This is a genomic window from Streptomyces sp. NPDC057271 (assembly GCF_042668715.1).
Classification (GTDB): Bacteria; Actinomycetota; Actinomycetes; order Streptomycetales; family Streptomycetaceae; genus Streptomyces.
The window spans coordinates 178,775-192,318 of record NZ_JBHUYJ010000003.1; the positions used below are offsets into that span (position 1 = coordinate 178,775).

Genomic DNA, 13,544 nt, shown 5'->3' on the forward strand with positions numbered 1-13,544 from the left:
CCGGGGCGTGGTGCGGCCCGTGCCGCCCTACGCGCCCGTCCCCAGCCCGCGCAAGGCCCCGTCCGTCAGCCGGTACACCGTCCACTCGTCCTGCGGGCGCGCGCCCAGCGACTCGTAGAAGTCGATCGACGGCGTGTTCCAGTCCAGGACCGACCACTCGAGCCGCTCGTACCCCCGCTCGACACAGATCCGCGCCAGCTCCGCCAGCAGCGCCTTCCCATGGCCGCCGCCCCGGCTCGACGGACGGACGTACAGGTCCTCCAGGTAGATGCCGTGGACACCGCGCCAGGTCGAGAAGTTCACGAACCACAGCGCGAAGCCCACCGGCTCGCCCTCCTCCGACTCCGCGATGTGCGCGAAGGCCGCGGGACGCGGGCCGAACAGCGCCTCATGGAGCTGCTCGGGTGTCGCGCGGACCTCGTCCAGCGCCTTCTCGTACTCGGCGAGTTCACGGACCATCGCGTGGATCACAGGGACATCGGCAGGTGTGGCGGTACGAATCATGTACGAATCATGTACCGCGCCCGCAATCCGTCAACGCCCCGGGCCATCAGGGTCCGCGCGATGGACACCTGGTCCGGATCGAGCGCCTCCTCCCCGTCCTCCACGTCCCACAGCCCGTTCTGCAACACCCGGCCGAGCGTCCACGCGAGCGCCCGCCCACGGTCGAGACCCAGCCGCTCCGTCAGCAGATCGAAGCGCCACAGCGTCCCCGCGGCCGGATCCGCCTCCCACAGATTGGTCAGCGCCGGAAGCAGATCGAACCCCGGATCGCCCACCAGCGGCTTCGGATCGATCGCCAGCCACGGCTCACGCTCGGCCGCCAGCACGTTGTCGTAATGCAGGTCCCAGTGCAGCAACCGGTCCCCGGGCTCCCCCATCACCTCCCGTACCGCCGCCGCGCAGTCCCGCAGCAAAGCCGCGTCCTCCGCCCCCAGCCGCGCCGCCGCGCCCGGGGTCGCGGCCACCATCCGCGCGGCGATGTCACCCAGCCCCCGCAGCCCGTCCGGCGCCGGCACCGCCACCACCCGCGCCACCAGATCGGCGAGGATCCCCACCGCCTCCCGCGCGTCCGCCAGCGTCGAAAGATGCCGGCCCTCGTCGAGCCGCTCCAGCAACAGCGTGCCGGTCCCCGGATCGTCCGCGAGCAGCCGTACGGCCCCCGAGCCGTCCCAGACCCGAAGCGCCGCGGCCTCCCCCTCGCTCTCCTCGTCGAGGAGCTGCATCTTCAGCGCCGCCCGCACACCGTCCGCGACCCGGGTCACCGGCAGCACGAGCGACGCCATCCCGCACATCGAGGGCCCCGTCACCCGTAGCCCCCACCGGTCCAGGAACTCCGCCGCCCGCCCTGGCAACGCCGCGACGAACGCGCGCCCCGCCTCCCCGTTGAACCTCGCCTGTGACGCCACCAGTTCCGCCGGAATCTCGATCACAGGCCGACGCTATCGGCGCCGAAGGCGGCACACACCCGAGAAACCCACGCCACGCCCACGCCGCGCGGCTCCCCTCAGGCCCCGGCATCCCGCGACACCCGGGCGACCGCGGCCTCGTCGCACCACGCACCGCCCACCCCACCCGCCCCGCCGAGCGACCCCGATCCAGAGGTCGAAGGCCCTCCGACCATCAAGTACCCTCCCGCCCATGGTCAGCAGGAGCAGCACGGTCAACGGCGGCATCTCGTTCTGGTACGCGCAGGAAGGCACCCCCGCCCCGCGCGAGCCCCTGCCCGGGGATGCCACGGCGGACGTCTGCATCGTCGGCGGCGGCTACACCGGGCTGTGGACGGCGTACTACCTCAAGAAGGCCGTCCCCTTCCTCGACATCGCCGTGCTCGAAGCCAAGTTCTGCGGCTACGGCGCCTCAGGCCGCAACGGCGGCTGGCTCTACAACGGCATCGCCGGCCGCGACCGCTACGCCAGGCTCCACGGCCACGAATCCGCCGTCCGCCTCCAGCACGCGATGAACGACACCGTCACCGAGGTCGTCGACGTCTGCGCCGCCGAGAACATCGACGCCGACATCCACCGCGGCGGCGTCCTGGAGATCGCGCACTCCCCCGCCCAGCTCACCCGCCTCAAGGCCTTCCACGCCGTGGAGATCGCCTTCGGCGAGAAGGACCGCGAGCTCTACGGCGCACGCGAGACCGCCGACCGCATCCGCGTCGCCGGCGCCGTCGGCTCCTCCTGGACCCCGCACGGCGCCCGCCTCCACCCGGTGAAGCTCGTGACGGGCCTCGCCGCCGCCGTCGAGGCCCTCGGCGTCACGATCCACGAGTCGACCCCGGTCACCGAGATCAAGCCCAAGCACGCCCTCACCCCGTACGGCACCGTTCGCGCGCCCTACGTCCTGCGCTGCACCGAGGGCTTCACCGCCTCCCTCACGGGCCAGCGCCGTACCTGGCTCCCCATGAACTCCTCCATGATCGCCACCGAGCCCCTCACCGACGCCCAGTGGGACGCCATCGGCTGGCACGGCCGAGAGACCCTCGGCGACATGGCCCACGCCTACATGTACGCCCAGCGCACCGCCGACGGCCGCATCGCCCTCGGCGGCCGGGGCGTCCCGTACCGCTACGGCTCCAGGACGGACAACGACGGCCGCACCCAGCCCCAGACGATCGAGGCCCTCCGCGACATCCTCGTCCGCTTCTTCCCCTCCCTGGCCGGCATCGGCATCGACCACGCCTGGTCCGGCGTCCTCGGTGTCCCCCGCGACTGGTGCGCCACCGTCACCCTCGACCGCTCCACGGGCCTGGGCTGGGCGGGCGGCTACGTCGGCTCCGGCGTCGCCACCGCCAACCTCGCGGCCCGCACCCTGCGCGACCTCATCCGGCAGGACTCCGGCCAGTCCGGCCCCACCGACCTCACCGCGCTGCCCTGGGTCAACCACAAGGTCCGCACGTGGGAACCGGAACCCCTGCGCTGGCTCGGAGTCCAGACGATGTACGCGGCCTACCGCAAGGCGGACCGTACGGAGTCCACGGCCCACACCGCGGAGACCTCCCGCATCGCGAAGATCGCCGACCGGCTCTCCGGCCGCTGATCAGAGGCCGGAACGGGGAGGGTTGCGATGCTTGTCATGCCTGGTCGGCGGACGTCGACGATGGAACTGCTGGCGGGTGAGGCGACGGCGCGGGGGATGACGATCCTGGCGGCGGAGGAGATCGGCCCGGCGGACGAGGTCGGCGCGGCGGAGGAGATCGGCCCGGCGGACGAGGTCGGCGCGGCGGAGGAGATCGGCCCGGCGGACGAGGTCGGCGCGGCGGTGGGACCGGCGTACTGGTACGGCGGACCGGTGGCCGGGGCACGGTTGGCCGGACGGCTCGGGCTCGCCTTGCTCGAACCGGCGGACGACTGGCTTGCCGAGCTGCCGGAGGAGTTCACGGGGCGGGAGGTCCGTGCGGCGACCGTGACGGATGCCTGGTCGATCGAGCGGCCGACGTTCGTCAAGCCGCCGCGGGACAAGGCTTTCCCGGCGGACGTCTACGCCGATGGCTCCCGGCTGCCCGCCGATCTGGACCCGGCGACGCCGGTGCTGCTCTCCGAGGTGGTGACCTTCGCCGCCGAGTACCGGCTGTTCCTGCTGGACGGGCGGATCGCCACGGGCAGTCGGTATGCGGTGTTCGGCCGCCTCGACCCCCGGCCGCTCGACAGGCACGGGGCCGTCGCCGCGGAGATCGCCGAGTTCGTCGACCGCCTCGTCGCCACGGCCGGACCCACCCTGCCGAGCGCCGTCGTCGTGGACGTCGGGCAGGTGCTAGACCCGTACCGTCCGGGCCACCGATGGGCCGTGGTGGAGGCCAACATGGCGTGGTTCTCCCACGCGTACGCCGCTGACCCGGCGCGGGTCCTGGACGTGGTGCTGCGGGCGGCGGGACCGCGCGGGCGAGTGCGGCCGGAGGATCTCCCGTTCGTGCGGCACTGAACCGTCCACCGGTCCTGCGGCTTCCCGTCCCGACCGGACCGGCTCACTCTGATGCGTACGCACCCATCTGGTAGGCGAGTTCCGGGTCGGGCGGGCCGCATCGCGGGATCGCGTCCACGGCCCGGCCACACGTCGGTGGGTACGAGGGCTGTGGGTGCCGTCCGCCCCCTCGGCCTCGGCTGTCACGCCTCATTCGGGCCGGTAGTCCCAGAAGCAGTAGGCACACGCGCCACGGCCCTCCGCCCTGGCTTCGGCCAAGGCCACACGGCGACGAGGGTGTGTTTCCAGGCCCAGGGACTGCGCGTACTCCTGGCCCTCTTCGAGGGCCTTGCAGGCCGACGAACGATGGAAGACCGCGCCGCCGGCCGTGAGATAGACGAACCTGACCAAGCCCTCAGGGGTAGGGGCGCAGTCCACGCACTGCTGGACGACCAGGTCATGCATGCATCGCTCATCCATGAAGCCCAGACTAGTCGGCCGGTCTGACAGGATCACCCAAAGTCCCCTGTACGTAAGGGCGTTGGAGCCGACGGGAACGAAGCCGAGCTCGCGCGTTCCGTTCGGCGCGGTACGACGGCTCCCGGTCACCCGGAGCCTGAGCACCCCCGCCGGAGGCATCGGTTCTGGCAGGCGGCCGACTCGGGCGGGCCCCCTCACACCCTCAGCCCCTGTTCGCTCGGGAGTCGCCTCGGGTGGCGGAGGCGCCCCGCTGATGCGCGGCTCCGGCCGGATCGGTCAGGGACGGCCACACCGGCGTGCCGAGGCCTCGGAAGAGCCGGTCGGGGGTAGACGTCTGAGGGTGAACCATCCCCACACCTCCGGTGAAGCCTCGCCGTCCATGGCCGACTACGAGGCGGTCTTTCGCGCGTTCCCGTGGCGCGTCGCCCGGGCGCAATGAAGCGGTCGACGCTTTCGGCATCGTCCACAGGTCCGTGCGCGTCGGACGGTGACCGGGGGCGCGTCCCTTGCCAGTGACCAGCCCTGCCCGTACCCGTGCAGTCAGCGGCCCGTCATCTGGTCCCTCGTCCTTCCCGTGCGCGCGCCGGCCTGCTCCGAGGATGGCGGCCACCATCTCGTCGGCTCGCGCCATGTGGGAGAAGTCCGGATGGTCCTTCACCGGGCGACGCATACCGCGCTTGGGATCCGGCCACTAGCCGACCTCGTACCGGCCGACCTCCAGGAAGTGGCGCAGTGCTTCTGGGGTGTTGTCGTCGAGGGCGGCGCCGGCCGCTGCGCGCTGGGCGTCGCTGATGTCGGGGTCGGCGAGGAGCCGGAAAATGGCGACCCGGTCGTCCTCGGCCTGGGCGAGGGGGTAACCCGTCTCCAGCCAGGCGCGCATCTCCTCCACGATGCCGCTGTCGAGGAGCGCGTTCGCCTCCCGGATCACGCGCTTGCCGCTGTCAGGGTCGGCGAGGATGCGGAATACCGCCACCCGCAGGTCGTCCGCACTCATCTCGTCGTAGGGCGAGCCGGCCGTCGCGACGGTGACCGCGGGGGTGATGGACGCGGCCATGGAGGGCGTAGCGAACAACAGCGCAGGGGCAAGAGCGCCTGCGGCCACAGCAAGGATCACGCGAGTCGATCTCATGAGGTCAACCACCTTCGTCATCTTCAAGGAGTGCGGTTCTCGGACTCTTTCAGAACGGGGTGGGCCGGTGCTGTGCCTGGATCCGGCAGTCCTCACCGATCCCGCTTGCCGGTAGCTCGCATCACTTCGGCTGACCCGCCGTCCGAAGGCAGGAGCGGCGCCGGGCGCCGCCGAGAAGCGCGCCCGGCGGGGCGGGGGCTTGCCCGGGTGTCTGACAACGAGCACGTACGACTGTGCGGGTGCGGTGATCAAAGCCGCCCGCGAACAGCCCCGGCACGGCCGTGATCATGCGAGAGGGCCGGCGCCGGGGAATCATGCCCCTGCGCCGGCCCTCTGCCGTGAGCCCCGCCAGGCCCCGCCGCTTCTCAGGTGCGATGAAGGGTGGCTGCGGTCGGTGGTTGCTGGATCCGCTGCTGTACAACGTGTCGGCCACCCAGAAGCTGACTGCTGCGGCTAAACCTCGAATTTTGGGCAGCTCCGCCAGATAGGGGAACCTCCCCGAACCAGCCCGCTCGCCCGCTCCTCTGCACCGCGAGTCGGAAAGATCGGGCTGGTGGGGGCGTCGGCCGTGGCTCAGCGAGCAATCCCCTTGGAATACATGTTCCGGGCGTGTGATCGGCATATGCCGCCCCTTGAACGCGCCGAAACATCTCGCACCGTCCTCCGCCTCCCTTCCCAGCCTTCCGGTAGAGCGCCAGGGTGGTCGGACCCGATGTCGACTGCCGGGCTCACAAAGCCCGCACCACACAGGAGGTTTGCGATGGCGCTGGCACAGTGGACGAAGGCAATGAAGTGGCTGGCAGCCACCGCCGACGATCCGCAGGCCTACGAGCGCGACTGCCGCCGCGGCGGCGCCGGCATCCATCTCTTAGCTGCCGGACGTCTATGGGACGTGCTGATCGTTCCCGCGTGCCTGGGCCTGCGCGCTGCGGACATCCTCGACGAGCTTCCTCGCGTCGGTCCCGGCCCTGTGCTGCTGGACGGCGGACGGCGTGAGGTCGGTTTCTTCCTGCCTCCCGAACCTGGGGCGACCTGGGTCGGTGACGGCACCCGCCACATCACCCAGGGAGGATGGATCGCCGCCCCTGCCCCCCATTGCCGCTGGGGAGACCTGCGATGGCTCGTACCGCCGGACGGAAGCGGCGCCCTGACCACGCCCCGGACCATGGAACTCGCCCTGCACCGGGCCACGCAGGAACTCGCCCGCTGTCACGGCGCCCAGATCCACACCGGCCGGTCCCCCCACCGACGTGCAGGCGGCACCTCCCACACGATCGGCGGATGAAGTCCGCGCCGCACACCTTCGACACAAAGACAGGCGCGGGGTCGCCTCCCTACACGGACGACTGGTTGATTCACCGCACCCGGGAGCGGAACGAGAGCGAACCTTGGCGTCGGTCCGGCTCTCCCAACCACCATTCCGCCCCACGGCCTTCATGTCCGCACGGAATGGGGACCCATCGAGCTGCTCATGCGCCGCGGACCGAACCATCCGCACGCGCTGCCGGGGCTCGGCCACGTACGTCCCTGACCCGGCCCGTCCCTCCAGTACGCCCTGGGAGATCGGGAGCTCCTGAGCGCGGCGTACGACGTTCTCGCCCACGCCACACTGATGTGACGCTTCAAGCCAAGACCCTCAACCACCGTCGGTTGGGGGTCTTCGCGTCACCCCTGGCGCCTCCCCCCGGATCAAGGCGTTGTGCGGCTGACGGCTGGCTTTCTCACGAGTTTCGGACAGTAGTTGTTCACCATCCCGGGAGAACAGGCGGATCGGCCCCGCGGCCATGTTCATGAGAGCGGGAGGCACCAGGTCATCCGGCCTCCTTGCGGGCGCAGCGCCCCGTCCCTCCGGTCACGGCCCTTCCGTCAACCGTTGGATCGTCCTCCAGCGCGGGGCGTCGTCATCAGGGGTGTCCGGAGACGCGAAGTGGAAGGGCACGCGAAGGTGGCCGGCCAGCGCACGGCCGGCCTCAGCGGCGGCAACACCAGGAGGAGGGCCGTCAGATCGGTGGTAGACAGTCGCCAGGTGGCCCTCCCCTTCCGGGGCGTCCAGGACCGCGACCAGGAGCACGAACCAGCCGTGCACTGTGTCGCCGTCCCAGAGCGCCTCCACCGCCACCACACGGCCTGGGAGAGCCGCGGCGCGGGCTGCGAGCGAGGCGAGGTCCAGCGGACCAGGCGGCGTGCGCTGCACACGGTCGCCCAGGGCCTCGTATCGCGCGTGGACCACCCGCTCGGCTTCGTGCAGGCCCACCCCCAGCGGGCGCAGCGCCTCCCAGACGGACCTGACCGCCGACAGCCGGTGGTCGCGCAGCACGTCGGCATCGACCTCTCGGCAGGTCCGTTCCTCCAGGTAGGCCCACCAGCCACTCACCGGGCCACCAACCGGGATCTCAGGGCGCGCGTCATAGGTTCGAACGTACGCCAGGACTCTGTGCCCGCCCCGGCCGCCCTCATGGTGGTGCCGTCGAATCTCGGGGTTCTGGCACAGGTTTTGTGGTCCGAGACTGTGGGTTACCGGCGGGGACGGGCGGCCAAGCATGATCGAGTCTCTGGGGGATTCGATGGTGGGGGTGTGGTGTGAGGGATTGGCGGACCGATCCGACGTTCGAGATGTGCCGGGCGCTGGTGGCCGGAGCGGATCTGGCCTCGTTCGTGGGAGGCGCGTTCGATGTGCGGGCGGTGGTGGCCGGCATCCAGTCCGGGGCCCAGAGCGGGTTGCTTCTCGACGCCGTTCCGTGGGGGAACTTCCCTCACGGGAACGATGCCCGGAAGGCCGTTCACCTGCTGCACACCGGCGAGGACCCTGCAAGCCACGCGACGGGCGTGCTGGGGGGCCTGTGTGCCAACGACAGCCGGGCCGCCGTCGCCCTCACCGTACCGTTCCTGATCTCCATCGCCACCGATGCCCACCACCCACACCGTGCCGCCGCCCTCGGCGTACTCGCCAACCCGGCCCGCGCCCAGCACTTCGGCGTCGCCTCCCGCGATGAACTCCTGCTCCACCGCACCGATCCTCGGCGTCACGCCCCCGCCGACTACGACGACTACGGCGTCGAGGTGACCGGCTACCCGGCAGGCTGGTCGGTGACCGCCGCCCGCGCCGCGATCACCGCCGAAGCCCCCGTGCTCCTGCCCCTTCTCAACGACTCCGACCCCACCATCCGCATCGACGCCGCCTACGCCCTGGCCACCGCCGCCGACCCCGACCACAGGGTCCGAACCGACCTCGCCACCAGGTTCGCCACGGAGCATGACGACATAGTCCGTGCCGCCCTGCTCCTCGCCGCCGCGGAGACCACCCGGGCCCACGCACATCCGCCGACCGTCCGGTGGCTCCATGAGCGGTGGCGAGACTGGACAGAGGCGCCCGAAGTCCGCCTGGCCGCGGCGATCGGCTGGCTCTGCCTCACGGACGAACCCGCCCCCGAGGACCTCCACCAGACCATCGGCACCTTCGCCACAGACGAACGCGCACACGCAATGGACGCCCTGCCGTGGATGAACGCCGCCGCCGGATCCGGTGAACCGGGGCTCCGGCGCTGTATTCGCTGCATGCTCCACCCCGCAGAGCCCGAACCCCTGGACGACCCCTGGGCCTCCTCACTTTGAGCGCCTGGCCTCGGCCTCGTTTGTGCATCGAAGTTGTCCAACGGAGCCAGGTACGGTGCTCGGTCACTTCTCGCGAGACCTACCCAGCAAACCAACAGTCACAGGAAGTAGGCCAACCACAGAAGTTGGGCCAGAACCCGATCTCGTGGACAAAGCCAGACGGCAACGTGCAACCGAAGGCCCGACAGGACGGCGCTCTCTGTCGTAGGTGCCTGACAGGATCCCGAACGTGATAGCCATCGAAGATCTCGTCCCCCGCGTAGCGGTGAAGGCCAAGTCCACTTCTACGGCCTTGCCTCCCGCCGCCACCGCCGAGGAGGTTGCCGAGGCGGAGGCAGTTCTCGGCTTCGCCCTCCCGCCCCTGCTGGCGAGCCTGTATCGCGAGGTGGCCAACGGTGGCTACGGCCCCGATTACCAGCTTCTTCCGCTGGTTGGGCCAGGGCGTACGGCGCTGAGCGAGTACCAGTCCGAACGGTCCGCCTCGGCCGAGGACGAGGCACCGTACTGGCCGGCGGGCGTGCTGCCGATCCTCGACTGGGGCTGCGCCATGTACGCCGCGGTGGACTGCCTCAGCGAGACCGCCACGGTCCTCCTCTTCGACCCGAACGCCATGACGGACGACGGAGCCGCCGCCTGGTTCGTCGACGCCGAGAGCCTGGCCGAGTGGCTCGAGACCTGGCTCGCCGGAACAGGCTGGTACCGGGAAGACGCCGACGAGTACGAAGACGTGGCAGAGCCGACCCCGTGGGAGATGGCCGCTTCCCGGATCGCGGAGTGAACGAACCGCAGGATGACCGCTGAGCTCACTCGGTGGGGCGGCTCCTCAGGCGAAAGCGGCCTGGGGGCCGCCCCGACTGTGGCTGAGTGCGCTGGATGCCTGTCTGGCCCGGCCCCATGTTCAGCGCGGGGTCGAGTCAGTGGAACCAGGCGACGAGACGCACGTTCTCCGCGCCGTGGACTTCGCCGAGGATGCGCATGACGCTCCAGACGCGGCCCCAGTCGGTGTCGGCCCCTGCGGCCGATGCACGACTTCGTGTGCCGGAGGCGTCCGTCTCCCGCCAGTCGGTGGCGGACAGGTCGACCCAGGTCACCCATGTCGTCCCGTACACGGAGCCGGGGCCGCCGTAGCCGACGAAATCACCACGCAGCCCTCGCTCTCGGCCGTCCTCGGCCGACCGCCCCCGTTGATGTCACCCGTGGATGTCAAAGACCCCCAACCAAGATCGGTCAGGGGTCTTCGCGTGTCCTACCTGGAGCCCCCTGTCGGGTTCGAACCGACGACCCCCGCTTTACAAGAGCGGTGCTCTGGCCAGCTGAGCTAAGGAGGCAGCGAGTGCAGTGTAACCAACCCCCACCCCGCCGCGGTCGGCAATCTCACGGACCCGGACTGCTGACAGATCGCGCGTGGGCAGGTAGCGTCACCCGGAGTCCATCTCGGTGGACTAGACCTCAATCCTTCCTTTACTCGGATCGTCCGGCACGTTCCTGCCGGTGAAGGGACACATCACCATGGCTTCTGTCACTTTCGACAAGGCGACCCGGCTCTACCCGGGTTCCGACAAGCCCGCCGTCGACCAGCTCGAGATCGAGATCGAGGACGGCGAGTTCCTCGTCCTCGTCGGGCCCTCCGGCTGCGGCAAGTCCACCTCGCTGCGCATGCTCGCCGGCCTGGAGGACGTGAACGGCGGTTCCATCCGCATCGGTGACCGCGACGTCACGCACCTGCCGCCGAAGGACCGGGACATCGCCATGGTGTTCCAGAACTACGCGCTGTACCCGCACATGACCGTCGCCGACAACATGGGCTTCGCCCTCAAGATCGCCGGCGTCAACAAGAGCGAGATCCGCGCCAAGGTCGAGGAGGCCGCGAAGATCCTCGACCTCACGCCGTACCTGGACCGCAAGCCGAAGGCCCTCTCCGGCGGTCAGCGCCAGCGTGTGGCCATGGGGCGCGCGATCGTGCGTGAGCCGCAGGTCTTCCTCATGGACGAGCCGCTGTCGAACCTCGACGCCAAGCTGCGTGTCTCCACCCGTACGCAGATCGCGTCGCTCCAGCGCCGTCTCGGCATCACCACGGTGTACGTCACCCACGACCAGGTCGAGGCCCTCACCATGGGCGACCGCGTCGCCGTCCTCAAGGACGGTCTGCTCCAGCAGGTCGACTCGCCGCGCAACATGTACGACCGCCCCGCCAACCTCTTCGTCGCCGGCTTCATCGGCTCCCCCGCCATGAACCTGATCGAGGTGCCGATCACCGACGGCGGCGTGATGTTCGGCAACAGCATCGTCCCGGTCTCCCGTGCCGCGCTCTCCGCCGCCTCCGCCAAGGGCGACACGACCGTGACGGTCGGCATCCGCCCCGAGCACTTCGACGTGTCGGGCGCCACCGGCAAGGAGGGCCTGGCCGTCTCCGTGAACGTCGTCGAGGAGCTCGGCGCCGACGGTTACGTCTACGGCTCCGCCCGCGTCGGCAGCGAGGACAAGGACCTGGTCGTCCGCGTCGGCGGCCGCGCCGTGCCGCAGAAGGGCTCCACGCTGCACGTCGTGCCGCGCCCGGACGAGCTGCACGTCTTCTCGACCTCGACGGGCGAGCGCCTCTCCGACTGAGTCCGTACCGGCCACGCCGCGGCCTGCGCACTGTCGAACGGCCCCGCATCTCCTGCAGATGCGGGGCCGTTCGCCTATGTCGACAAATACCCCGGCATTGCTTCCAATTCAGACAGCGGCGTCAACACGGGATTCGAATTTTCACCTCGAACCATCCCCCGCGAGAGTGACTAAATGTCGCCATATCATCACCGGCCGCTACGCTCGCCTCCGTGACGCACACTGCCCGCCGTATCGGCCGCTCTCTCGCCCTCGTCCTGCCCGTCGTCCTGGTGCTCTCCGGAACGCTCGCGGTGTCCGCCGTTCCGTGGGCCGGCCAGGGCTCCGACACCCAGATGCTGACCGCATCCTCGGAGGACGTCTCCGTCCCCGCCAAGCCCCGTGCCCCGCAGGATATTCTGCGCGACCGGCTCCTCGCAGAGCTTCAGGAGAAGGACCCCGGAACGGCTCTGACCCACCTCCAGCGCGAGGTCGAGAACAGCCCGTCCCTCGCCAAGCACTGCATGTCCATCGCGCGCGCCCTCGGCAAGGCGGCCGTCCGCCACTACGGCCCGACCCGCGCCCAGTCCTACTCCCGCCCCGTCTGCGACACCTCGTTCGCGACCGGCGTGATGTACGCGAGCTGAGCAGCGAGCCCGCCCCGCGACCCTGAAGACGGACACCGAAGACGCTGAACGGCTCCTTCGCGAGGTGCGCATATCGTTCGCGGTATGCATACCTCCCCGACGCAGGCCGTGGTCCTGGCGGGCGGCCAGGGCTCGCGCCTGCGCCCGTACACCGACGACCGCCCCAAGCCGATGGTCGAGATCCCGGGCACCGGGACCCCGATCATCGGCCATCAGCTGTCCTGGCTCGCCGCCGAGGGCGTGACGGACGCCGTCGTGTCCTGCGGCCATCTGGCCGAGGTGCTTGAGGAGTGGCTCGCCTCCGCCGATCTGCCGCTGCGCGTGACGACGGTCGTCGAGGAGGAACCCCTCGGCCGCGGTGGCGGCCTCAAGTACGCCGCCGCGCACCTGCCCGAGCCCGGACAGCCCTGGTACGCGACCAACGGCGACATCTGGACCCGCTTCTCCCTGCGTGAGATGGCCGCGTTCCACGACGAGCGCGACGCCACCGCCACGCTCGCCCTCGCCCGCCCCCGGATCCCGTGGGGCGCCGTCGAGACCGACACCTTCGGGCACATCACCGACTTCATCGAGGCGCCGCCGTCGCCTTTCCTCATCAACGCGGGCGTGTACGTCTTCTCCGCCGCGTTCACCGACCTGCTCCCGGACCGGGGCGACCACGAGCGCACCACGTTCCCCCGGCTGGCCAGGGAGCGCCGCCTCGCGGGCTTCCCGCTGCCCCAGGGGGCCTACTGGCGGGCGATCGACACGGCGAAGGACCTGACCGAGGCGGCGAAGGAGCTGGCCGCTCAGGGCGCCTGACAGATCCGCGCACGGACCGGCAGCCCCGCCGCACGGCCCACGGCCGCGCACGGACCGGCAGCCCCGCCGCACGGCCTGCCCCCCCGGGGTACGGACGCACGGCCGCGTACGGACCGGCAGCCCCGCCGTACGACCTGCCCCCGGGGTACGGACGCACGGCCGCGTACGGGACCGGCACCGCCCCTCGTACGGGCTGCCGCAGCCCTGCCTACGGGCCGGCAGCCCCCGTACGGTCCTCACGGCCCCGCGTGCCGGACGGCGGCTCCGCCGGGCGGGGCCGGCAGCCTCGCGTACGGCCTGGCAGTCCTCCCGCCCGGGAGTCCACGGAGAAGGGGGGGGGAACGGGTCTGCGGTGGAGCGCTTTTTTCTTTCACCAGTGGTCCGGT

14 protein-coding genes, 1 tRNA gene and 1 pseudogene are annotated in these 13,544 nt (G+C 70.7%); 8 read left to right on the plus strand and 8 right to left on the minus strand.

Going from position 1 to position 13,544, the window contains the following annotated elements:
* Nucleotides 1-27: 27 nt before the first annotated feature.
* Together ACFUJR_RS02645 and ACFUJR_RS02650 are read right to left on the minus strand one after the other, a co-directional pair.
* Nucleotides 28-504 carry a GNAT family N-acetyltransferase gene (locus ACFUJR_RS02645; RefSeq protein ID WP_383168049.1) on the minus strand — a complete coding sequence of 159 codons (477 nt, stop codon included), beginning with the start codon at nt 502-504 and terminating at the stop codon, nt 28-30.
* On the minus strand, nt 501-1,433 hold the full coding sequence (locus ACFUJR_RS02650) for an aminoglycoside phosphotransferase family protein (RefSeq protein WP_383168052.1): 933 nt from the start codon (nt 1,431-1,433) through the stop codon (nt 501-503). Before ACFUJR_RS02650 ends, ACFUJR_RS02645 begins: the two co-directional genes overlap by 4 nt.
* 208 nt (nt 1,434-1,641) lie before the next feature.
* Between ACFUJR_RS02650 and ACFUJR_RS02655 the strand changes: the two genes are divergently transcribed.
* Together ACFUJR_RS02655 and ACFUJR_RS02660 are read left to right on the plus strand one after the other, a co-directional pair.
* Nucleotides 1,642-3,042 carry an NAD(P)/FAD-dependent oxidoreductase gene (locus ACFUJR_RS02655; protein ID WP_383168055.1) on the plus strand — a complete coding sequence of 467 codons (1,401 nt, stop codon included), beginning with the start codon at nt 1,642-1,644 and terminating at the stop codon, nt 3,040-3,042.
* A 27-nt stretch (nt 3,043-3,069) separates the two neighbouring features.
* The gene (locus ACFUJR_RS02660) at nt 3,070-3,924 is read left to right on the plus strand and encodes an ATP-grasp domain-containing protein (protein WP_383168058.1); all 855 of its coding nucleotides are present in this window, start codon (nt 3,070-3,072) and stop codon (nt 3,922-3,924) included.
* Nucleotides 3,925-4,113: 189 nt separating this feature from the next.
* Here the strand turns inward: ACFUJR_RS02660 and ACFUJR_RS02665 are convergent, their stop codons facing one another.
* Together ACFUJR_RS02665 and ACFUJR_RS02670 are read right to left on the minus strand one after the other, a co-directional pair.
* The gene (locus ACFUJR_RS02665) at nt 4,114-4,383 is read right to left on the minus strand and encodes a hypothetical protein (protein WP_383168061.1); all 270 of its coding nucleotides are present in this window, start codon (nt 4,381-4,383) and stop codon (nt 4,114-4,116) included.
* A 691-nt stretch (nt 4,384-5,074) separates the two neighbouring features.
* Complete coding sequence (locus tag ACFUJR_RS02670) at nt 5,075-5,512, minus strand: ALF repeat-containing protein (protein ID WP_383168064.1); 438 nt, start codon at nt 5,510-5,512, stop codon at nt 5,075-5,077.
* Between the two features lie 760 nt (nt 5,513-6,272).
* Between ACFUJR_RS02670 and ACFUJR_RS02675 the strand changes: the two genes are divergently transcribed.
* Entirely contained in the window at nt 6,273-6,797 is a 525-nt protein-coding gene (locus tag ACFUJR_RS02675; RefSeq protein ID WP_383168067.1) for a hypothetical protein, read from the plus strand.
* A 99-nt stretch (nt 6,798-6,896) separates the two neighbouring features.
* Here ACFUJR_RS02675 and ACFUJR_RS02680 read toward each other — a convergent pair.
* Nucleotides 6,897-7,115 (minus strand): annotated as a pseudogene (locus ACFUJR_RS02680) (GntR family transcriptional regulator); the annotation flags it as partial.
* A 249-nt stretch (nt 7,116-7,364) separates the two neighbouring features.
* Entirely contained in the window at nt 7,365-7,886 is a 522-nt protein-coding gene (locus tag ACFUJR_RS02685; RefSeq protein WP_383168069.1) for a hypothetical protein, read from the minus strand.
* 206 nt (nt 7,887-8,092) lie between these two features.
* Between ACFUJR_RS02685 and ACFUJR_RS02690 the strand changes: the two genes are divergently transcribed.
* Nucleotides 8,093-9,124 (plus strand): hypothetical protein, encoded by a 1,032-nt coding sequence (locus tag ACFUJR_RS02690; RefSeq protein ID WP_383168072.1) that lies wholly within the window; start codon nt 8,093-8,095, stop codon nt 9,122-9,124.
* Between the two features lie 229 nt (nt 9,125-9,353).
* Complete coding sequence (locus tag ACFUJR_RS02695; protein ID WP_383168075.1) at nt 9,354-9,902, plus strand: SMI1/KNR4 family protein; 549 nt, start codon at nt 9,354-9,356, stop codon at nt 9,900-9,902.
* A gap of 136 nt (nt 9,903-10,038) precedes the next feature.
* On the opposite strand, the gene ACFUJR_RS02700 is transcribed toward ACFUJR_RS02695, so the two are convergent.
* Entirely contained in the window at nt 10,039-10,215 is a 177-nt protein-coding gene (locus tag ACFUJR_RS02700; protein WP_383168078.1) for a hypothetical protein, read from the minus strand.
* 160 nt (nt 10,216-10,375) lie between these two features.
* Nucleotides 10,376-10,452 (minus strand) — tRNA-Thr (locus ACFUJR_RS02705).
* A gap of 181 nt (nt 10,453-10,633) precedes the next feature.
* Between ACFUJR_RS02705 and ACFUJR_RS02710 the strand changes: the two genes are divergently transcribed.
* The 3 genes from ACFUJR_RS02710 to ACFUJR_RS02720 all read left to right on the plus strand — a co-directional run bounded on the left by ACFUJR_RS02710 (nt 10,634) and on the right by ACFUJR_RS02720 (nt 13,158).
* A complete protein-coding gene (locus ACFUJR_RS02710) occupies nt 10,634-11,731 on the plus strand; it encodes an ABC transporter ATP-binding protein (protein ID WP_383168081.1) in 1,098 nt (365 codons plus the stop codon).
* Nucleotides 11,732-11,943: 212 nt separating this feature from the next.
* Entirely contained in the window at nt 11,944-12,357 is a 414-nt protein-coding gene (locus ACFUJR_RS02715; protein WP_383168084.1) for a hypothetical protein, read from the plus strand.
* A gap of 84 nt (nt 12,358-12,441) precedes the next feature.
* Nucleotides 12,442-13,158, plus strand: a complete 717-nt coding sequence (locus ACFUJR_RS02720; protein WP_383168087.1) for an NDP-sugar synthase — start codon at nt 12,442-12,444, stop codon at nt 13,156-13,158.
* The last annotated feature ends 386 nt before the right edge of the window (nt 13,159-13,544 follow it).